16 protein-coding genes and 1 pseudogene are annotated in these 20,843 nt (G+C 50.8%); 12 read left to right on the forward strand and 5 right to left on the reverse strand.

Annotated elements, in window-relative coordinates; translation table 11 throughout:
• Positions 1–122 precede the first annotated feature (122 nt).
• From GDA65_14040 to GDA65_14050, 3 genes are all read right to left on the reverse strand, one after another.
• On the reverse strand, positions 123–1,547 hold the full coding sequence (locus tag GDA65_14040; GenBank protein MBA5863813.1) for an AAA family ATPase: 1,425 nt from the start codon (positions 1,545–1,547) through the stop codon (positions 123–125).
• Between the two features lie 278 nt (positions 1,548–1,825).
• Positions 1,826–2,215 carry a hypothetical protein gene (locus GDA65_14045; GenBank protein ID MBA5863814.1) on the reverse strand — a complete coding sequence of 130 codons (390 nt, stop codon included), beginning with the start codon at positions 2,213–2,215 and terminating at the stop codon, positions 1,826–1,828.
• A 147-nt stretch (positions 2,216–2,362) separates the two neighbouring features.
• A complete protein-coding gene (locus GDA65_14050; protein MBA5863815.1) occupies positions 2,363–2,650 on the reverse strand; it encodes a hypothetical protein in 288 nt (95 codons plus the stop codon).
• Between the two features lie 844 nt (positions 2,651–3,494).
• Here GDA65_14050 and GDA65_14055 point away from each other — a divergent pair.
• The 12 genes and pseudogenes from GDA65_14055 to GDA65_14110 all read left to right on the forward strand — a co-directional run bounded on the left by GDA65_14055 (position 3,495) and on the right by GDA65_14110 (position 17,358).
• Positions 3,495–5,000, forward strand: coding sequence for an exopolysaccharide biosynthesis polyprenyl glycosylphosphotransferase (locus tag GDA65_14055; GenBank protein ID MBA5863816.1), 1,506 nt, complete (start codon positions 3,495–3,497; stop codon positions 4,998–5,000).
• 65 nt (positions 5,001–5,065) lie between these two features.
• Positions 5,066–5,890, forward strand: a complete 825-nt coding sequence (locus GDA65_14060) for a WecB/TagA/CpsF family glycosyltransferase (protein MBA5863817.1) — start codon at positions 5,066–5,068, stop codon at positions 5,888–5,890.
• A 121-nt stretch (positions 5,891–6,011) separates the two neighbouring features.
• Entirely contained in the window at positions 6,012–7,298 is a 1,287-nt protein-coding gene (locus GDA65_14065) for a hypothetical protein (protein MBA5863818.1), read from the forward strand.
• Positions 7,295–8,179 carry an FkbM family methyltransferase gene (locus GDA65_14070; protein MBA5863819.1) on the forward strand — a complete coding sequence of 295 codons (885 nt, stop codon included), beginning with the start codon at positions 7,295–7,297 and terminating at the stop codon, positions 8,177–8,179. Before GDA65_14065 ends, GDA65_14070 begins: the two co-directional genes overlap by 4 nt.
• A 95-nt stretch (positions 8,180–8,274) precedes the next feature.
• Positions 8,275–9,102: pseudogene (locus GDA65_14075) on the forward strand (transposase).
• Positions 9,103–9,168: 66 nt separating this feature from the next.
• Entirely contained in the window at positions 9,169–10,305 is a 1,137-nt protein-coding gene (locus GDA65_14080) for a glycosyltransferase (protein ID MBA5863820.1), read from the forward strand.
• 41 nt (positions 10,306–10,346) lie between these two features.
• Entirely contained in the window at positions 10,347–11,639 is a 1,293-nt protein-coding gene (locus tag GDA65_14085; protein MBA5863821.1) for a thymidylate kinase-like protein, read from the forward strand.
• A 13-nt stretch (positions 11,640–11,652) separates the two neighbouring features.
• Complete coding sequence (locus GDA65_14090; protein MBA5863822.1) at positions 11,653–12,672, forward strand: phosphotransferase; 1,020 nt, start codon at positions 11,653–11,655, stop codon at positions 12,670–12,672.
• Positions 12,669–13,955: a glycosyltransferase gene (locus GDA65_14095; protein MBA5863823.1), complete on the forward strand. Its 1,287-nt coding sequence runs from the start codon at positions 12,669–12,671 to the stop codon at positions 13,953–13,955. The genes GDA65_14090 and GDA65_14095 overlap by 4 nt, the downstream gene beginning before the upstream one ends.
• On the forward strand, positions 13,948–15,414 hold the full coding sequence (locus GDA65_14100) for a hypothetical protein (GenBank protein MBA5863824.1): 1,467 nt from the start codon (positions 13,948–13,950) through the stop codon (positions 15,412–15,414). Before GDA65_14095 ends, GDA65_14100 begins: the two co-directional genes overlap by 8 nt.
• Positions 15,368–16,534 (forward strand): glycosyltransferase, encoded by a 1,167-nt coding sequence (locus GDA65_14105; GenBank protein ID MBA5863825.1) that lies wholly within the window; start codon positions 15,368–15,370, stop codon positions 16,532–16,534. Before GDA65_14100 ends, GDA65_14105 begins: the two co-directional genes overlap by 47 nt.
• Before the next feature lie 56 nt (positions 16,535–16,590).
• Positions 16,591–17,358 carry a methyltransferase domain-containing protein gene (locus GDA65_14110; GenBank protein MBA5863826.1) on the forward strand — a complete coding sequence of 256 codons (768 nt, stop codon included), beginning with the start codon at positions 16,591–16,593 and terminating at the stop codon, positions 17,356–17,358.
• 10 nt (positions 17,359–17,368) lie between these two features.
• On the opposite strand, the gene GDA65_14115 is transcribed toward GDA65_14110, so the two are convergent.
• Positions 17,369–18,988: a hypothetical protein gene (locus GDA65_14115; GenBank protein ID MBA5863827.1), complete on the reverse strand. Its 1,620-nt coding sequence runs from the start codon at positions 18,986–18,988 to the stop codon at positions 17,369–17,371.
• A gap of 14 nt (positions 18,989–19,002) precedes the next feature.
• The gene (locus GDA65_14120; GenBank protein ID MBA5863828.1) at positions 19,003–19,755 is read right to left on the reverse strand and encodes a hypothetical protein; all 753 of its coding nucleotides are present in this window, start codon (positions 19,753–19,755) and stop codon (positions 19,003–19,005) included.
• Positions 19,756–20,843: the final 1,088 nt, after the last annotated feature.

Here is a 20,843-nt window from a genome sequence, read left to right on the forward strand (position 1 = left end):
TCCTCATCGGTCGGCGCAGGGGTAAACTTGAGGGCGATGTGATCGAGCCGACGCGAGCTGCGTCCAAATCGATTTGGAGGGCTCGCGCTTGGTTTGGTCAAAATACCACGGGTGGTAGGTGGTTACTTGGATGCGCCGAGAATACGCTGCAGTTGCGTCACCCAGGAGGATCCGTCGCTGCTCGGTGCCTCCTCGCGAGTAGGTCGGGCCTGTCCGCCGCTGAGTCGGTCGAGTCGTTCGGCGACATCCTTGAAGTTGGGATCTTCTCGTCCGATCCAACGGTATTGTTCCAGCGCATCGTCGGTTCGACCTAAGGACTCAAGGGTGCGCGCAAGCAGGTATCGCACTTGGATCGTATCTGCGGAGGAAGAACGCTTCGCTTGCAAAGCCTTTTGAAGTGCCATGACGGCGTCTTCCGGCAGAGCGAGCGATTTCAAGCAAATCCCGACCTGTGCCATCGCTTTAAATGCGAACGCCGCATCCCGGGCGGCGAGAGAAAATTGTTCCAGTGCGTCTCTATAGGAACCGCTCTTCTTGAGCGCGAGGCCCTGCTCGTAGGCCTCTTGCCCGTCTCGGCTGGGCGGATGTAGGGGCGCGGACGCCCGCGCGTTGTCGGCTGACCGCTTGCCGCGACTTGACGCGGAAGAGATTTGTGATGCGAAGGTAGCGATCTGAGTCTGTTCAGCCGTTTCCTGTTCGGGTGTCGACTCCGTCAGCGCGTCAGTGTCCGAGAGCGGGAAAATGCCTCCTTTACTCCGGTCTTTCGCAGCCTCCGCCACCGTCTTGGTCGAAAGAAATTGGGAGTCCTCTGCGAACCCATAGGTCAGGGCGGTATCGCACAGCTGGTTAATCAGGCGTGGAATGCCGCCGGTGAGCCGGTGAATCATGCGGACGGCCTGGTCGGTGAAAAGTGGCTCCTCTCGTCCCGCAATCCGCAGACGATGCGCAATGTAACCCAGGCTGTCTTCTTCCTTGAATGGTTCGAGGTTGTAGTCCACCATGACACGCTGGGCGAACTGGGCCAGGTCCTTGCGTTGGAGGAGTTGTCGTAAATCCGGCTGGCCTGAGAGAATGATCTGAAGGACAGGAGCTTTGTCTCGATTGAGATTCGATAACAACCTGAGCTCCTCCAGGAGCGCGACGTCGAGATTCTGCGCCTCATCTACGATCAGCAGCACCCGCCTATGTGCGGCAGCTTCCTTGCCAAGGAATTGTTGAAATGCATGGAAGGCTTCGAGCTTCTCCAGCTTCTTTTCATTTTGGCCGAATGCAAGCAGAATCCAGGGCAGGAGGCTGTCCATTGCCCCATGGGTATTGGTAATCAGTCCGATGGTGAAATGGTCACGACGCTCTGACAAGAGTTGCTGAAGCAATGTGGTCTTGCCCATCCCAGGGTTCCCGGTCAGCACAACGAATCCGGCCTCATTGAGGATTCCATATTCAAGCGTTGCCATAGCCAACCGGTGGGTCTCTCCGCGATAGAGAAACTCCGGATTCGGGATTAAGGTGAAGGGCTTGAATTGTAGGCCATAGTACGACTCGTACATACCCTCCTATTACAAGACAACAACGAACAGGTCAACTGCAATTAACGGTATACCCTACTCAGAAGCAACGAGCCATGGCTTGGCCGGCGTGATGACCATCGGAGCAAGTTCACGCGGTTGTCGACACGGGCTGCTATGTAAGTCACTGCATTGGAGGTGATAAACAGCGCCGTTCTGCAGATTTTCCACAGCAAGAACGCAGGTGCGCATAACCGTTTTAGTGTTCTCGAAGGGAATGATTGGCGGGAGCCTCTGCTCGACGGCTCGTAGTAATTCGGTCATTTCCTCTGGAAACCTTTCTCTCGAATAACCGTCTTGTAGACCTGTTCCTTGAACCGGCAAGCATCCGAGTCCCCGTGAAGTCGTCCGTACGAGGGGATTTCCCTCGGCATGGCTTCAAACCGCTCCTTTGGAAGGCTCCAGATGCTCTCAGTCGAATCGCCAATCATGCCGATGAATCCTTCGCCCAACGTCAGGTCAACGCCGCGTTGATCGTCTGTGATGCCTGAGCGATGAAGCTGATACGTCCGGCAAAGACTGAGGTAGGCAGGGCTCCACAGGGCGCCTGCATGCAATCGACGAAATGACAGATTTCTCCTATCCGACTGCCTCCCCTGACCGCAGGATTCCTCGGTCAGCGGTTCCGTGGAATCCGCGTGATCAAACATGACAAACGGATCCTTACGGGAAGCAAGGGAGGATTGGGACTACATCGCATGGGAAGAACACCGTCGATTGAACCCCAGCGTTAAACGTCGCCCGGTGGGAGTTGTCTTCTCACAGGCGGCACGTAGGTCGTGTAGCCTCCTCCTCTGTCAGGCTGAGGGTTTCTCCACGAACGCAAGTGTGTCTGCCGGAAGACTTTTCACCACGAGTGATGCATGGCTGTCATGACGTGTGTCGATCAGGACGCTGTTGATCGTGGGGTTCTCCAAGATCGACCGCGCGTCGCTGGGGCAGCAGGCCGTGTGGATTTTTCCGGCCAGGGTATTCGCGGAAATGCTTGCGGCGGTGCAGATACTTGGAAGCGAGACTCCGCTCATGGCCTGCAGCGGCGGGAGTAGCATCTCCTGTATGTGGTTTCCCGCGCCGCTGATGCCCATCGTGATGGCCCGCCCTGCTTGGCCCTTTCACGAGGTGATGGCGCGTGACAAGGAGCCCGCGCGATCCGAAGGATAGGTGATGAGCAGCGCGATGTAAGGGGCCTTGCCAGCCATCATCAAGGCGTAGGCTGACGCTGCCGGTTCGATAGGCACTCGAGGGGTGATCAGCGGCTTGAGGCGCACCTTCCTTGCTGCGACGAGTTTGGGAACCGTCTGCAAGACAGGTTGCTCTCTGCAGCGCTCGTCTTCGAACGGGTATTTGAGCCTCTGATTTTCATGCGCGTGACATATCAGCTAGGGGGTAGGAGATGGACATGAGTATGTCTAACTCATTCTGATAGTACGGTTTTGCAAGGTATATTCATTCCCACCGCGGCGACCAGTAGCACCCGACCATTCTGGCAAGGGCTCGAGCCAGCCATTTCGATGGGGCTGTCGTCTTGAGTACTTCCTGTAATGATCACGATATTCACGCCATGGCCTTCTGGAAACATGCCAGCGGCTTCGATCAGGACGTTCGTGGCGATCGTGAGGTTCGCAGCGAACTCCGGAGTAGGCGGCGGACAAATACCTTTGCCTGAGTATGCGAGGGACGGATGATGAATGGTTTTCCGCGACTCATTTTTGAGAGCCAAACTTGCACCGGCTGGTTAGTATACGTAGTTAAACTGAATGCAGAAACAATCACTTGTGCGCCAATCATGTTCCAAATTCATGCAACCTATTATTTTTCTGTACGTAAGTAGTCAATGCTATGACATGGCGCTAAACGATCCACTGACGTTTGTTGTTCCTAGGGCCGAATGGGCATGGCCATTATTTTGGTGGCGATCACCATGCATTTATGGGAGACACTTGCTACGCGTTGATAGCGGACCGTTCCTCCTCTGCGACTCTAAAAGGATGTTCTGTGCAGTTTCGTCGAAAGCTTCTGTCAAAAGCACTTAAGCTTGCCGATCTACTTCTGTTGGGATCCACATTCTTTCTTGTGACGTGGTTTTTCTACGCTCAGGAAAATGATTTGTATGCCTTCGAGCAATTCTTGGCGATGCGAATCAAAATTGAAAATGCCATCCTGATTGGAGTCTTAATCGTAGCTTGGTATCTGATCTTCTCCGCATTCGGACTCTATGGATCGAAGCGCCTGTCCAGCCGGCGGGACGAACTGAGCGATATCGTCAAGGCGACAAGTGTGGGGACCCTGTCGATGGCGGTCGCCACCGTTCTCTTCGATATTGAAATGGTGTCCCGGGGGTTTTTCCCGGCGTTCTGGATCATTGTCACCGGGGTGACTTGCGCGGGTCGATCAAGTCTGCGCGCGCTTGTTGGATGGGTCAGGCGAAATGGAAGAAATTTGCGAAATGTTCTGATCGTAGGAACCAATCAGCGAGCCGTGAAGTTTGCGCATGAAATTGGCGCGAAGGCCGAGTTGGGCTATCGGCTCATCGGGTTTGCCGATGAGCCCTGGCATGGTCTTGACGCTCGGAACCACAAGCAGTTTCCCGTCGTTACGTCATTGAACAGTTTGCCGGCATTTCTAAGATCCTGCGAAGTGGACGAAGTCCTCATTGCATTGCCCATGCGGTCATTTCACCAGGCGGCCGCACATATTGTTGCCCAGTGTGAAGAACAGGGCATCTTAGTTCGTGTGTTGGGCGATTTATTCACGCCAAAACTTGCCAGGTCTACGTTTGACATCCTGGGACAGCATTCCACGGTCACTCTTCATACCGGTGCGATAGGAGAGAAGGCCATTTTACTTAAAAGAGGAATTGATATCTTCATCGCGTTACCGGCGCTCATCCTTCTCTTGCCCTGGTTCGGCATTATCGCCGGCGCAATCAAACTTACCTCCGCCGGTCCTGTATTTTTTGTTCAAGAACGAATTGGCCTCAACAAACGACGCTTCCGGTGTCTGAAGTTTCGAACCATGGTTTCGGGAGCCGAGCACATGCAATCTCAGTTGGAACATCTGAATGAGATGCACGGCGCTGCGTTTAAGATTTCGAATGACCCTCGGATCACACCAATCGGCAGGTTTCTCCGCAAGACCAGCCTGGACGAATTGCCTCAGCTGATCAACGTACTTCAAGGGGATATGAGTCTCGTTGGACCACGTCCACTCCCCGTTCGGGACTTTCATGAATTTAATGAAGACTGGCACCGGCGCAGGTTCAGCGTACGGCCTGGCCTCACATGTCTCTGGCAAGTAAATGGACGCAGCTCCCTTTCATTCGAGAAGTGGATGGAGCTGGACTTGGAGTATATCGATCAATGGTCGTTGTTGTTGGACCTCAAAATTATCTTCAAGACCATTCCGGTCGTGATAAAAGGCTCGGGGGCGGCATAATCGAATCAATGTGATCCCAGGATACAGGTCGAATGTTACAGCCGCCACGGCAGAAGATTGCAGAGATGTTACATCACTCGGTTCCCCCAGTCGTAAAACGCTCGATACCATCTGGGCCGCTTCTCCGATCCGGGTTACCCCCCAAGCACAACCTCTTCGGGGTGAGCGTTAGCCAAACATCTTATGAGGAAGCGACAGCTCTGATCATGCAGGCCGCGAAGGAACGAATTCCCATGCTGGTGGACCACCTGCCGGTGCATGGCCTAATTGAAGCGTGTCAGGACCCGTCCTTGAATGAAAAAATACAACACTTCGACATTGTGGCACCGGATGGGCAGCCGGTACGATGGGCGCTGAACCGATTCTACGGAGCAGGTCTGTCTGATCGTGTCTATGGCCCGGAGCTGATGTTGCGGCTATGCAGACAGGCGGCGCAGGAAGGTGTGGGCGTGTATCTGTATGGCAGTCAACAATCAGTGTTGGAGCAATTACAACACAACCTTCTCCGTCAATTTCCCAACCTTCGAATACTTGGTGCCGAATCTCCACCCTTTCGCGCCCTCACACCGGAGGAAGACCGGGAGGCGATAGCGCGCATTAATCGCAGTGGCGCCGGGCTTATATTCTTGGGGCTTGGTTGTCCTAAACAAGAGCATTTTGCTTACGATCACCGGCAACAGATCAAAGGCGTACAGCTCTGTGTGGGAGCCGCGTTTGATTTCCATGCGGGCTGCAAGAGAATGGCTCCTCAATGGATGCAGCGAAATGGGCTGGAGTGGGCGTTTCGTTTGATGACAGAACCTGGAAGGTTGTGGCGTCGATATTTTAGGACGAATTCACTCTTTGTCCTCAAAGTGCTGCAGCACGAACTTGCGGCTCATACGCGCTAAAACTCTGTAACCATATTGAACTTTGGCGATCCTGGGTTGTTCGGGTTTGCTTTAAAGCTTAGGTGGGAGAGTGACGGGCTCTAATCACTGTGGTTGACGAGCAATTGGGACACCTACTCTCATGAAGAGATCATGGCCCTTTAGTGCTGCGGCCAATCATCTTGCCCACGTTAAGTGGTCCATTGCTGATCAGGCGCTGGTAAGCGGGACAAATTTCTTGACTGGAATTTTACTAGTTCGTTCCATGGGCATGAGTGTATTCGGGATGTTCACGTTGGCTTGGATGTTGGTTCAGTTTTTGAACAACCTTCAGACGGCTATAATCACATCACCAATGCTCAGCATTGGGCCGAAGCAAGTCGCAGAGGATCGACCGACTTATTATGGGGCGGTACTAGCCGAACAGCTTGTTTTCTCCACTGGCTCCTTCGTTTTTGTGTACACCAGCATGGCTTTGAGTCAGGTGATGTTTCCAGCGTCGCAGGGGGAGCTGCTTGCCCTACCACTGGCCACCACGGCGGCAACATTCCAGCTGCAAGACTTTATTAGGCGATACTTTTTTGCCATTGGCCGGGCTGCAAGCGCACTGCTTAATGACTCCATCAGCTATCTGGGTCAGCTGGTTGCCATAATCTTGCTGATTCGGCTTAACCTCGTAGATGCGGTGAACGCACTATGGGTAATTTCTGTCACATCTGGGCTTGCGGCAGTCCTTGGCCTGTGCAGCATGCAGGCTATCGCGGTCGACTTCCATGTATCAAAGCGAGTCTTGATCCGTCACTGGCATTTTTCCAAATGGCTATTGATTAAAACCCATCTCAATCAGTTGACCACTTATCCTCTGATTTGGGCATTGGGTTTCTTCAGAGGAAGTGAGGCAGTCGGCATTCTTACTGCGTGCAGAAATGTCGTAGGCGTTCTCCATGTTGCCTTTTTGAGCCTAGATAATATTATTCAACCTCGCGCCTCGAGGGTCATTGCGACCGAAGGACTGGAAACCGCCATCCGCTTTATTCAACATATTACTAAGTGGGCAGCCATACCGGTGATTACCATTTGTTTGGCCGCAGCAATATTTCCAGACAAATTAATCTCGGTCTTTTACGGCAATGTCCTAGTCGGCCATGAAGAAGTGCTCATACTTTTTGCGGCTGCGTACTTTCTTACTTTCCTTGAAAAGCCTTTTTCTTATGTCTTGCTCGCTCTTGAAAAGACCCGGACGCTAGCCATTGTAGACGGTGTCAAATTTCTAATATCGATCACGTTATGCATCCCGATCGTCCAATCTTATGGGACCACTGGTGTTATGGCTTTGGTTGTCTTCCTGAATCTGTCGGGCATCGCAATTCTCTTAAACGGCTGCGCCAAATCTGTTAGCAGTCATCTTGATGGTCTTAAGCCGGCATGAGAGCAACGTCTCTACAGAAGATGACCAGAAATCTCCCATTACCCGGAAGATTAGTCCGGCTCTTCCTTCATCTGGTCACTGCTCAGATCGAATATCCGGACCGCCCTATTGTCACTACCTCGTGCTACGGCGCTGGAAAATTTGAAATTACTGATTGCCGAGAATACTCGCAGCAATCGATTTTTTTTCTTGGTTATTATGAGATGCGAGAATCAAATCTGGTTCGCCGACTTCTCCGGCCAGGAGATACTTTTATCGATGTCGGTGCAAACTTGGGCTGGTTCTCGGTACTGGCAGCTATGCAAGTAGGAAGCGGTGGACGAGTAGTTGCTTTCGAACCATCATCCTCGATGCGAATAAGACTGCTCCGTTCCATAAGTCTTAACCAAGTAAATAATGTCCGAGTAGAAGCAGCAGCATTATCCGATGAGGATGGGACTGCCTTTCTTACAGGTGCAACAACAGAAAATTCTGGCCTTGCAACCATAATGAATGGGAATGTTTTCTCTGACAATGACATGCCTGAAGAGGTGGCGACGATTAGGTTCGATGACTATTGGCGCAGTCATATTAGTGGGCAAATACGGCTCATCAAGATCGATGTCGAGGGTGCCGAGTTGAAGGTTTTGCAAGGTATGACCGAGCTATTGCAAAGTGGGCTATGCGATTCCCTAATGGTGGAAATTAGTGATGCACGGTTACGAAATGCTGGCATGTCGGCCAAGCAAACTATGCAATTGTTGCGCAGCTTTGGATACCAGCTGTTCCACATTGGAATGTTCGGCCTCAAGCTGATTACGGACGATGAAAATTTACAGTTTGCGAACATACTAGCCCAGAGGACCACTAAGGACCCACGGCACAAAATCGAAATATCATGATTTTTCTTGGGACGCTCGACAGGCAACCTGGTCGACAGTCATTCAAAGACTTGTAGTGTGTGATTTGCACACATCATTTTACCTAACCTGTCCGGATGGATGCTGATATGCGCAAGCGATTATGTCGGGGACACCTCTATCAGGAAACGGGAGATGCCGGGATCTTATGTCGTCGATGCGTGATCTCCTATCCAACACTTCGTAAGCGGAAATTAGGGGCCCGCCGGATCCGACACGAACTGCGGCGCCATCATGAGCCCAGCCTTTCGCTCAATTTCAGTCACAAGGTCCTGGTCACCAGTCACATGCCTCCACCGGTTCGTCCTCTTCGGCGGGAGACGCGATATCGGTATGCCAGATTGACTCCGGGGGACCGCGTACAACTCGACCCGTGCAAGATTGCCCTGGGCTGCTATCAATACACTGCCGTTGGTGACAGCCTACGGTATCGCGTGCTGGCCATGTTCCCTCGGCGCACCGCGGCCAATACGCTGCTCTTCTTGGAGCGGCTCATCGAAGAAATTCCGTTTCCCGTGCAGCCGGTCCAAACTGACCGTGGCCGAAAATTCTTCGCGGTGGCGGTGCAGCCGTGGCTCATGCATTACTGCATCACATTCCGTCCCAATCGACCGGCCTCTCCGCATTTGAATGGCAAAGTCGAACGCTCGCAGAAAACCGACTGAGAGGAATCCTTGACGGTGACTGATCCTCGAACACCTGACGTGGAGTGCCGGTTGACCGAGTGGCAACACGATTACAACTGGGCGCGACCTCACGGCTCTTTGAACGGCCACACACCCCTCGAAGCCTTCTGTGCCAAGCAGGAAGCCACGCCAGTTTGGGATGAGGTTGAAACCAAGTATGACCTGACTGGTGAGCGATTTCAGGTTGCTCACTACCAAACAGACGTAGCTCTCAGACGGCATATGGAAGCGAGGTTTCATCTCAAGAAAAGTAAAACGATGTCTCTGAATCGAAAACTTGTATAGATGATGAAAATGAAGCTTATCTTCTACTTAGGACATTACCCTCCTTTTGGCACCCCACTGGTTGGTGGAACCGCGACTGCAGTCGACGGGCTTGTAAAAGGACTTGGTCGACTTCATCAAGATGTCACTATTTTATGCGAGGGAGACTCTGCCAGTAATTATACGACCAGCGATGGAATAAGGATCATTTCATTTAGACGAAACACTAGCCGAAATCCATTTTCCATATCACCAGACTTAAAGCAGTTTTTGTCCGCGGGATCAGAAAAGCCGGACATCATCATTCTGAACGGCTGTTTCAATCCTGCTCTGTTTACAGTGGCTCGTATTGCCTGCGCAGCTGGCATTCCCTATGTAGCAGCGTCTCACACACATTATCATCCAGCACTGTTTAATCGACGCCCCTACCTGAAATGGCCGTATTGGCATTTAATAGAGAAGCGATTTCTTGCCCGCGCCAAAGCTGTCCAGGTATACGACATGGGACACACTGAATATCTGAAAGGACTTGGATTAAAGACCATCTACCTCGCCGTACCTAACGGCTTTTTCCCTGAAAATGCACCAGCTAGCATGAATCACCGGCCTCAGAAGAAAGGCCCCGTCCGCATAGTATTCCGAGGTAGACTCGATGCTTATCACAAAGGACTTGACCTGCTGTTTCGTGCCATCGCGCAACTTCGCTCAGATCATGCCATGCAAGTATTCATCCAAGGTCCTGATCTAGGAGACAAAGTACGCCTTGTAAAGTTAGCTCAGCAATTATCGATCTCGTCAAACGTCACCTTTGTTGAACCGGACTATTCACCGCCTTATTCGTTTCTTGTACAACAAGATGTCTTTGTCCTAACTTCGAGATTTGAAGGGTTTGGGATCGCTGCTCTGGAAGCCATGTTAGCGGGTCTGGTGGTATTGGCAACCGATTCGGCAGGGATTGCTCCCTATGTTCAACGGAGCGGCTGTGGTGTTCTTGTAAAAGCAGATGGTGGCTCTATTGCCGCAGGACTGCGGCACTTGATTTCAATGAGAGACGATTGGAGTGAAATGGGACGTAAGGGGCGGCAATATGTCATGGAGCACCTGACTTGGACACAGATCGCAGACAAAGCGCTGAACGACTACCGCCAACTCAGCTAACATCAATGCCAAGCTCCAGGCTAGACATGGCAGAGAGGCTAATGCGGTACTTGGATTCAAGCGATGTCGCCTACGTGGTCGTTGGTGACTATAGGTTCTACCTAGATAGTCTTCAAGGCGACCTCGATTTTATTGTGGCCCCGGACTCCTTGCGTACTCTAAGAAAGAACCTGTTTTCCTTTTTCCGCAATCATCACTTCCCTATTGTTCAAATGCTGCAGCATGAGCAAACAGCCTGGTACCTCGCCTGCGTCCATAGAGATGCCACGGGAACTCTCCACTTCTTCCATCCCGACATCTGCGGTAATTACTTCCGTTCCGGGAGCCTGTTACTTGCGGCGGACCCAATTCTCAAAAATCGAATCCAGATAGCGACCCAATCCGATCATTTTCGGAACATGTGGATTCCATCACCACGCCATGCCTTTATCTATTACCTTCTAAAGAAGATTGACAAGGGACGGTTAGAGGATCGCCATGAGCGCTATCTTTACCTGGAGTGGCAAAAGGACCCGACAGGCTGTGCAGATCAACTAACCAGGTTCTGGGGCCAAAGTGACACCGAGTTGATCAGGGACGCTGTTTCGCGAAATGACTGGGCAAAGTTACAGGGGCAATTGCCTCGACTTAGTTCCGAGATCAGAAGACGCGTTCCATTTTCTTTAGGTCATACTATGTTTGAATGGATCCGGATAGGCAGACGGATTCTTCGGCCGACTGGAATCCATGTTGCCTTCCTGGGTCCGGATGGTGTGGGAAAGTCTACTGTCATTGAAAAAATCGCACGACACTTGGCGCCAGCTTTTCGTCGTAAGAACGTCTACCACCTTCGCCCCTTCTTTGGACATCGACAGGCAAGCGTGCGTTGTAACCCGCATCCACAGCGAGCGGTACCACGCGGTCTCTTCAGTTCCCTCACGAAACTTGCGTTGTGGTGGCTCGATTTCACTGTCGGATACTTCATGACAGCGTTTCTAGATAAAATCCAATCAACGTTGGTGTTGTCCGATCGATACTATCACGACATTCTAGTCGACCCGAAGCGATACCGCTACGGTGGTCCGCTCTGGCTGGCACGCTGGGTTGGAAAACTCGTTCCACAACCGGATCTCACTATCATTTTAGATGCAGAACCCGTGGTTGTGCAGTCGAGAAAGCAGGAAGTCCCACTCGAAGAAACATGTCGACAGCGGGTCGCATACAGGAAGCTTCTGGCAGAACTTCGCCACACAAGTATCATCGACGCAAGCAAGCCACTGAGTGAAGTCGTCCAGAAAGTTGAAGCAGTGATACTCGACTATATGGGAAAACGCGCATTGAACCGCAATATCTAGATCAACTACTGACATGAATCCGCTTGCCTTTCTCCCTCCTTCATGCTCGCTTTACCCTCTTCCTTCTCGGAGGAATGCCCGCCTCTACATAACGGGGTCGAGCTTCCTGCAACGTTGGAAGGAAAGCGCATTCTATCCCGCGTTTCGTGATACAGCAAAACTCTACCGCTTTTATTTGCGGGTAAAGTCCATGACGGGAACCGGTAGGTTGACAGGCGACAGCAGCCACTTCTGGCCCATTAGGGAATTTGTCGAGGAATGTTTTCCAAAGGTGGTATCACAGGCCATTCTCATTGGAACACCAGGCCCTGCGCAAAAGCTTGTCGTACAACTTTGGGACAGGCAACATATCGTTGGATACCTCAAGTACGGCGAGGCACCACAAGCACAGGAGCATATAATCCGGGAGGCGGAGGTGTTGCGCGCGTTGCCATCGGGCATCGCGCCCGCCCTTCTGAAATCTGGTCAACTCGGCGCAGGGCAAGCATTAGTGCTGGCGCCAATTCCTGGACGGCCCGTGAAGGCGGCTTTTCCTCTGCACGACGGCATCCTTCCTCTCCTCTGCTCTTTTGTCAGCTCATCGCCGGTCGAGTTAAGAGATCATCCTTGGATACAAGACATCGAAGAACACCTGCCGAATGAGTCTTGGCTATCATCGCTAAGCCACCAGAACTGGCCCGTCGTATTTCACCATGGCGACTTTGCTCCCTGGAACATTATAGAGAGGCCCGATAAAAGCCTTGCCGTCATTGATTGGGAATATGGTACATGCCATGGATTTCCTCTTTTGGATCTCTCATTCTATTTGCTACAGGTCGGTCGTTTGATATATCGCTGGCCACCAATAAAAGCCAAGAACCATGCGATAACGGTTCTATTCCGGCAGCAGTTGCTCCGCCTTACTTACAACGAATCTGAGGCGCTTATTTGCTTGTGTGCCTATCAGCACCATCGGAGAATTCGGCGTCAAGGGCTATGCCCCGATTCGGATACGGAAGCTTGGTGGGGTGCCGTTTGGGAAAGTGGAAAATGAAGCGGTTGAAGGTTTTGATTTCGGCTTACGCCTGCGAACCGGGGAAAGGATCGGAGCCTGGAGTCGGTTGGAATGTCGCCCACCAGATGGCCCGATATCACGACGTCTGGGTTATCACCCGAACCAGCAATGCGTCGGCCATTAAAGCCGAGCTTGCCCGCCACCCTTCTCCAAACTTGCGGTTCCTCTACTACGACTTTCCGCAATGGACACGATTCTGGAAGCGCGGAGCGCGAGGGGTTCAGATTTACTACTATCTTTGGCAGTTGGGAATTTTTTTTGTCGCGAAGAAAGCGCACAAGCACATAGGTTTTGAGTTGATCCATCACGCTACATTCGTGAAGTACTGGGCGCCTAGTTTTCTTTCTTTGCTGTCTGTTCCATTTATTTGGGGTCCAATCGGTGGCGGCGAGTCTGCGCCAGAAGATTTTATGCAAGACTTCAGCCTAAAGGGGAAGGTTTACGAACGATGTAGAAATGTTGCTCGTTGGTTGGGTGAACACGATCCGTTTGTACGTCTCACTGCGAAGCGCAGCAGTATAATCCTGGCGACAACTAAAGAAACGGCCATGCGGATAAGCTCTTTTAGCCTCAAGGAAGCTAGGTTGCTTGGTGAATCGAGCCTCAGTGAATCAGATCTTAAGTCTGCACCCTTGCTCCCAGCCGACGATGAGCCGTTTCGGTTTATAGCAATCGGCCGACTTCTCCACTGGAAAGGGATCCACCTGGGATTGCGAGCATTCTCGTTATCCCGCGTGTCTCGTGCCGAATTCTGGGTAGTAGGCGACGGGCCTGAACGACAATACCTCGAGGCATTGGCTAGAAGTCTGCACGTAGCCGAGCGGGTTCGGTTTTTCGGGCGCCTTTCGCGCGAAAACAGTATGGAAAGATTAATGCGATGCCAGGTTCTTGTGCATCCAAGTTTGCACGATTCTGGGGGCTGGGTCTGCCTTGAAGGCATGGCCGCGGGACGACCAGTGATTTGCCTCGACATCGGTGGCCCTGGCGTCCAGGTGACCATGGAATCGGGTTTTAAGATACCGGCTGTGAATCCGCTACAGGCCGTCAGAGACATGGCAGATGCGATGAAACAGCTGGCCGCTGACAGATCCCTTCTGGTCCGCATGGGGAAGGCGGGACAGGAAAGAATCCGCGGGCACTATACCTGGAATCGAAGAGGGCAGGATCTGAATTTTTTGTATTCTAAGGTAACGGTTGCCCCAGCTACTGGAGGGAAAGAGGGTGCTACAGCCAAAATAAGAGAGACACTGCTGCGTGACTAAAGACAACTCTATCCTCAATGGGTATTCCACTATTCTCGCAGCGCTATTGGGCGGGGCAATGGGAATGTTGATTTTGCGTTACGAACGCGCGGCACTTAGCCTGATTGCACTCCCGTTTGGGGTGATGGCAGTCCGTGCGCTCACCCCTGCGCTTGCTAAATCCCTGCGCTTGCTGAAAGAACTCTCGTGGTGGCACGCCCTGTGGTTTTGCATGATGTTGAGTGGGCTTGTGTTCCGCATTCGTACCAGCGAGGCGGCAAATACGAACCCTCTCGACTTCCTCGCTGTGTTCCGACTTGGGCTCGTAGCCGTCATGGGCTTTGTCTTACTTTACCGCTTGATGCTGCGTAAGCCAGACTGGGTTCACTTCTTGATCAAAGGACTACCAGGCTTACTCACCGCATACACAGTCACCTGTCTGCTTTCTGTGATGTGGTCAACTTATCCACTGTGGACGTTCTACAAGTCGACCGAGTATTTAGTCGATATTGCATTGCTTGCTGCAGTGATAGCCTCAATTCACAGCATCCATGACATCAAAACATTTTTTGATTGGACCTGGTTGCTATTGTCTTCTTTGATCGTCACCGTATGGATCGGAGTTCTGATCTGGCCGGATTTGGCGGTATTGCACGACGTAGGAATGCTAGGCTTTGCGATCAGAGGCGTTTTCCCCGCATTCGAAACCAATGGTGTAGGGGAACTAAGCGCCATTTTGGCTAGTGTAGCCATCACGCGAATAATTTTCCATCCACACCACCGAGCGCTTTACTTCTTAGTGCTTCTCGTTGCTTTAACAACCTCTATTTTGACTCAGAGCCGGTCCCCACTTCTCGGCCTGTGTGTCGCAGCAGTACTCATCCTCTTTGCTAGCAGGCGAGTCGGCCTTCTGGTTGCGATTCCGGTTGCTGTATCAGCCATTTTTATGCTGACTTCGTCCTTGGATCAGCTAGGGACATTTCTTCTTCGAGGACAAAGGGATGAAGATTTTACCTCTCTCTCGGGGAGAACAAATTTGTGGGTATTGGGTTGGGAAATGTTCAAAATTCGACCTTTTCTCGGATACGGAGCATACGCGGGAGGCCGCTTCACAGGGATTGCCGATACGATGGCCGCAGGGAATTCCTCAATACTTAACACTTGGTTGGAAATCGTCCTTGGTGTAGGTTTACCGACCGGTCTCTTGATGGTTGCTGCCTTCGTCATGGCATGGGCGATCTTAATAAAGCAGGTCTGCACGACGACGCAAGACGACGTGACGCATTGTCTGACGGTAGAAGCTCTTGGGGTCTTGGCTATCATATCGGTACGATCGATGTTTACGGTGCACTTGATCTGGCATCCCCCCATCGCGTTCTTCCTCGTGGTGGGATATGCAGAATACCTTCGTCGCACATGCACAAAAAGTCTCCATGAGAATACTGTTAGTCCACAATTTCTATTTGCAGCCAGGCGGTGAAGATGAGGTTTTCGTTAGGGAGCGAAACCTTCTTCGGAAGAAAGGTCACCAAATCATTGAATATACCTCGAGTAATGCTGACATCTTACGGAATGGCAGTCTAACACTTCTGAAAAACACGATTTGGAACAGGTCTGTCCACGAGCGACTGCGTCGTCTAATCAAACATGATTCCATTGATATCGTACATTTCCATAACACCTTCCCACTCATATCACCATCAGCATATTATGCGGCTAGTTCAGAGGGTATTCCTGTTATTCAGACCTTACACAACTACAGGTTGCTGTGTCCGGCGGCCATATTTTTCCGTGACGGCCACGTTTGCGAATCCTGTGTTGGCAAGAATATCCCATGGCCGGGCATTATTCATCGGTGCTATAGGCAGAGTCTGGCATCCACGGTAGCAGTCAGCGCCATGTTAACCACTCATCGATGGCTGAAAACGTGGGGAAAAAAGGTCTCGGCGTATATCGCTCCGACTCAATTCGCGAGAAGCAAATTTATTGAAGGAGGGCTTTCGGCTGACCGCATCCGGGTTAAGCCGCATTTTCTTGATCACGACCCCGGCGTTGGTAGAGGGGAAGGACATTTTGCGATTTTTGTTGGGAGACTCTCACAAGAGAAAGGCCTTAGCCTATTGCTCAAAGCATGGGAAGAATTGGACGGCACGATCCAGTTAATCATTGTGGGAGACGGACCCCTAGCTCCTATGGTGGAAGAGGCTGCAGGTTACGATACGACTATCAGGTGGTTAGGAAGGAAGAACAAGAGCGAGACATACAAATTAATTGGCAGTGCAAGTTGTTTGATTTTTCCTTCCGAAGTTTATGAGACATTTGGGCTTACCATTATAGAGGCATATGCCGGTGGGACACCAGTCATAGCGTCTGATGTTGGCGCGGCAGCTGAACTTGTTAGAAACGGTCAGACGGGTTTTCATTTTCGGAATGGTTCAGTCGATGACCTGGTGAGAAAGACGCGTTTCTTTTTTGAGAATTCCGATATAGGTGCTGAGATGCGACAAAATGCCCGTACAGAGTATGAGCTAAAGTATTCGGCCGAACGCAACTATTCCTCTCTTATGGAGATATACAATCACTCCTTCTCGCTGAAATAGCTACCTTTCACACACAAGAACCACATGAGTATTTCTTAAGTCTCAAAGAGGTTACCGTGGGAGCATTATCTTATCTTTTCCGTTCTCCAACCATCGCGGAAGAGCGCGAATTTGAGAGAGCGCACATAGCGAACAGAAAAGACTGGTATTTTCAAACCAATCCACTAGATCGCATGAAAAATGATCCGGCCTATGAAGCTAAGGTCAACCTCATACGGAAGCATCTACCTGTTTCACCAGGACTCATCCTCGATATTGGAGGGAACGTCGCGGGAGAAGCGATTGTGCTGCAGCAATTCGGGAGGAGATTTTTAGTTGGGGATATTAATGACGTTGCGCTGGGTGTCTCAAAAAAAAGATGCGAGGTATTTGACCTGAAACAGCCACACTATCTTACGATGGATGTCCACAATCTCCCAATCAGGAGCGATTCCCTCAGCACTGTGACCGTGATAGAAGCACTTCATCATTTTTATAGTTACGAGCAGGCCCTATCAGAGATATTTCGAATTCTAGAACCCGGGGGAAAATTCGTTTCGCTAGAACCAAACGGGTGGGATCCAATACGGCGATTGTCCGAGGTCCGAGACAGGTTCCGAGGCACAATAGAGAAAAGCTTTTATCAGAGACAGATAAGAAGACTGTGCCAGAATGTTGGTTTTGAAAGTGTTCGGATCTACCCTGTATCTCTCCTGAAATCCGCTTCCAAATTCTCTAACCGCCCCCCCTGGAGAAAAAGCATTTCCTCGTTCTATGCTCGGCTTTCCCATAGGTATCCAGTTGTCTTTGGAAACTTATTAATTGAAGCGTATAAACCTCAGTGAGTTAGAAAGTTTACGGCTCGGTGCAGGACACTGAGGAAACTTGATGCGGATCAAATCCGTTTTTGGAAAAGTGTGTATTGTCTTCTTGCCCGACCAGTTTTCTCCACTCAGGGAAAGGAAGGCGGGAACTCTCTACTTTGAAAGGTTTTTCTAGTACTGAACCAGCCCACGCATTTTGATAGAATATGAGGCTTTCGAAAAAATGTGGCCAGGAACCAGTTTCCAGGAGTAGCCCGCTGGACGAACCATCGAATAGGCTCCGGCGCACTGTCCAATGACCCGCCTGCAAAGCGAGTCTCGTTTTAGTCTCCCAGTTTGTTACCTCTCGTTCTGCGCTGCCAACAATCCTAATTTCGGAGGTTCCATTCTGCTGAAACAGGCTATCCTCAATAGTTACATAGCGCGAATTTGTAGAGAAAATTCCGCTGCCTTTGTTGTAACCTATTTGACTTCTTTTAATTGAGATAGGACCTTGTGAGGCTTCGATATCGATTCCATCACCTAAATTTCCACGGACACATACTTCCTCCAAAAGTATGTTCGAATTATCAAAATCAAGCCATAAACCTCTCGTATTGTTTTTGACCGCCACGTGCCTTCGGTATGTTGCGTCATGAATTTGGAGGTGCTTCACCCCAGCCACACCCCAACCAAGAAACCCGCCTTTCTGGCCCCTCCAGTTATTGAAGGAGGTTTCGTTTTCTTCGGACAGCAGTCCCTTTACTCTCCAGGCTGTCCACCCAGCTCCCCCATTCTCGTTCAATCTAGTTCTCCGAACAGTTGCGTGCTGCACATTATTGAAACTTAAACCAGTCCATGAATTCCATCTAAGTATGCAGTCCTCAATCAGAATATTACGCGAATTAGTGATGATCACCGCACCGCCCTGAACAGGAGTCGCGTCATGCTGAAACACTAAGCCCCGCAACACAATGTTATCGCTCGATGTAGCAGTGAAAAGACCTGAACGGATCGCCACTTCGACCCGAGCACTGGACATGTGTGTATTGATTGGCACAGCAATAAATAGCTCTTGAGTAGACTCTGAAACAAAAAAGCTTCTTTCACTGAGGTCGGAAAAGGATAGTCTCTGATCGAGGGACTTCCCATCAATGAATACCATTTCCCTCCTTCGCACGATCGGAGCTAATTTGACATGATCTTGCCAGCCTGGAGGATACGGTGCCAACCCCCACTCGAAGGGCCATGAATGCACATAGATATGGCCTTGCTTAGGCTGCCACTCTGTCCAAATATCCGAACCCGAAATAATGACTTTTCCTGGCTCACTAGCTTCGAACACAATAGGAACATTTCCCCTGTGTATGTCGGGTTTCAAGGTTATCTGTTCGCGATAGATTCCTGCAGCAATTACGATTCTGCTGCTGAGTCCGGCTTTGCGATTTCTTTGGGCTAAATTGGCAGCTGCAGCTATTGATCGCAGCGGAAAATCTGATGTGCCTGAATTATTGTCCGAACTAGCGGAAGTTCCATTATCAACGTGAATGGTGCGATCGGGCACTACGTGTCCTAACCAAACGGGCGCCCCGTCCTCAGCGTATGAAACTCTTTCGAGCAGTGGGCCAAGTAATGCAGCGCAGCAGGTGAGCAATACTAAGAATGTGGACATTCTACCTATCAGCACTATAGATGTTTATATATCCAGTCAGGGATGTAATATTTCTGCTTGTTGAACACCAAGCCCAATACCTTGCCACCATTCTGGACAATTCGATTCCTCAGATTTGAGACGACACGAGATCGTGTCTTTTCGGCCTCCAGTACTAAGACCACTCCATCCGTCTCCACACAGAGGTTCAATGCGGCGTCCTGGTCGCTTATAGGTTGACAATCCAGTAAGACGAAATCATAACTCGCTCGAAGAGTGTTCCAAATGACCGGCTGCTCTGCCAAATGTTTTGGCCTTGCCATTGAGACAGCCTCTTCGGATAACCAGCACAAATATCCCTGAGAGTCTCCCACCTGGGAGATGTATTCATCAATACACACGCCATTCTGCACAGTACACGGCATGGATTTACGAGGTCTAATTCCAAATGCTTGATGCTGCGCATAATTCTTAGAGCCAGACTCAACGATAAGGACGGAGTTGTTTCGATGATGCAGCAGAAAGAGCGCAAATTCACGAACGATGGTGGAAGTCCCTTCACCTTTGCGCGAACTGATAAACTGAATAATTCCCTTCTGAGATCTCGGTAGCAAGGCGATGACGTTCTGATGCAATCTCCTCATCTCCGAGGCCATTTTCAAGCGTGGAAAGGTGTTGTTCCGTGGAATCTCTGGTGCCATGATTTCAGTATGGGCAGCATGCCCCGCTGAAATTGCAAGTTGCCTTTCCACATGGGCACGTTGCAGTGCCTCATATACCTTGATCATTCTTCATCCTCCGACGAGGCTACCGTTGAGGGGCGAGGCGCTGAGGGTACTGGGGGAACCTGAGGAGGTCGCGGAGGCGACGGGACATCAAGCACCTGTGCGGCCAGCAGATATGGATACTCGTTCCTATCTGCAGTTTTTTTCCTTCCCGAGGGGGCGGTCGCAGTTGTCACGGTCGTCTGGAAAATAATTTCCTCCGACTCCGTTAGTAGACGAGTTCTCTCAGAATGATGTTGCTCCCAGCACCAGAGTCCTGCCAACGCTGCTATAAAAAGCGAGCTGCTGGGGAGCTGAAACCATTTCCAAGATCTGGGAGGTGAAGTCCTGGCTCTGGGAAGGTCAATATTCTTCTGTTCTATCGTTCGCATTTTTTTGAGACTATCTCTAGGATAACGTTCCTCACGGAGAGACTCCGCATCTTGGCATGCAGCAGGATCCTATACTGCTGCTGTCGTAAGTCATTTAATGTAAGTGTGTGTCCCAATTTCTGGAGGCCAACAAGCGTTATGTGGATTTCAATCTTTCAAGATCAGACTTCATTGGCAAGCACCCCGGTGTCACTTCTGGCACATTCAAAGCTTTGTCAACGATCAGAGTGACCGCCTTTCCGTGACGGTTTGTTCAATTACGTTGCTACTAATTTATGAGATGAACGCCAATTCCTCATTAATGCCAGCGGATTGTTGTGGTTCATTCAGAATAATCTCGAATTTCATTGCTTCCAGATCTGCAGGACAGGAGAAGGTTCTCTGTGCACGTCCTCCGTTTCTGACCTTCTCCCGTGAGCTTAAGTAATATTTTTTTATTCAGCTGACCTTCCCCCATCTATTACACCACAGCGGTGGAGGTTAGCTCCTGTGTTGACCCGCCCCGCAAATGTAGACCGATCGAGACCTGAGGATTTGGCCTGGTGACCCGCCCCGCAAATGTAGACCGATCGAGACCTGAGGATTTGGCCTGGGTGACCCGCCCCGCAAATGTAGACCGATCGAGACCTGAGGATTTGGCCTGGGCGTGATCGGTTTAAGCCGCCTATGCGGCGATGCGAACCTAGCATAGCTCACGTGACGGTCTCCAATAATTCAGGG

This window comes from Nitrospira sp. CR1.1, from assembly GCA_014055465.1.
Taxonomy (GTDB): Bacteria; Nitrospirota; Nitrospiria; order Nitrospirales; family Nitrospiraceae; genus Nitrospira_A.

What these genes read in the sequence shown, in the direction of transcription:
- GDA65_14070 (MBA5863819.1), top strand. Translation starts at nt 7,295, where the DNA reads ATGAGAGCAACGTCTCTACAGAAGATGACCAGAAATCTCCCATTACCC.
- GDA65_14095 (MBA5863823.1), top strand. Translation starts at nt 12,669, where the DNA reads ATGAAGCGGTTGAAGGTTTTGATTTCGGCTTACGCCTGCGAACCGGGG.
- GDA65_14120 (MBA5863828.1), bottom strand. Translation starts at nt 19,755, where the DNA reads ATGATCAAGGTATATGAGGCACTGCAACGTGCCCATGTGGAAAGGCAA.
- GDA65_14115 (MBA5863827.1), bottom strand. Translation starts at nt 18,988, where the DNA reads ATGTCCACATTCTTAGTATTGCTCACCTGCTGCGCTGCATTACTTGGC.
- GDA65_14055 (MBA5863816.1), top strand. Translation starts at nt 3,495, where the DNA reads ATGGGAGACACTTGCTACGCGTTGATAGCGGACCGTTCCTCCTCTGCG.
- GDA65_14085 (MBA5863821.1), top strand. Translation starts at nt 10,347, where the DNA reads ATGCGGTACTTGGATTCAAGCGATGTCGCCTACGTGGTCGTTGGTGAC.
- GDA65_14090 (MBA5863822.1), top strand. Translation starts at nt 11,653, where the DNA reads ATGAATCCGCTTGCCTTTCTCCCTCCTTCATGCTCGCTTTACCCTCTT.
- GDA65_14040 (MBA5863813.1), bottom strand. Translation starts at nt 1,547, where the DNA reads ATGTACGAGTCGTACTATGGCCTACAATTCAAGCCCTTCACCTTAATC.
- GDA65_14045 (MBA5863814.1), bottom strand. Translation starts at nt 2,215, where the DNA reads ATGTTTGATCACGCGGATTCCACGGAACCGCTGACCGAGGAATCCTGC.
- GDA65_14080 (MBA5863820.1), top strand. Translation starts at nt 9,169, where the DNA reads ATGATGAAAATGAAGCTTATCTTCTACTTAGGACATTACCCTCCTTTT.
- GDA65_14050 (MBA5863815.1), bottom strand. Translation starts at nt 2,650, where the DNA reads ATGGGCATCAGCGGCGCGGGAAACCACATACAGGAGATGCTACTCCCG.
- GDA65_14105 (MBA5863825.1), top strand. Translation starts at nt 15,368, where the DNA reads ATGAGAATACTGTTAGTCCACAATTTCTATTTGCAGCCAGGCGGTGAA.
- GDA65_14065 (MBA5863818.1), top strand. Translation starts at nt 6,012, where the DNA reads ATGAAGAGATCATGGCCCTTTAGTGCTGCGGCCAATCATCTTGCCCAC.
- GDA65_14060 (MBA5863817.1), top strand. Translation starts at nt 5,066, where the DNA reads ATGTTACATCACTCGGTTCCCCCAGTCGTAAAACGCTCGATACCATCT.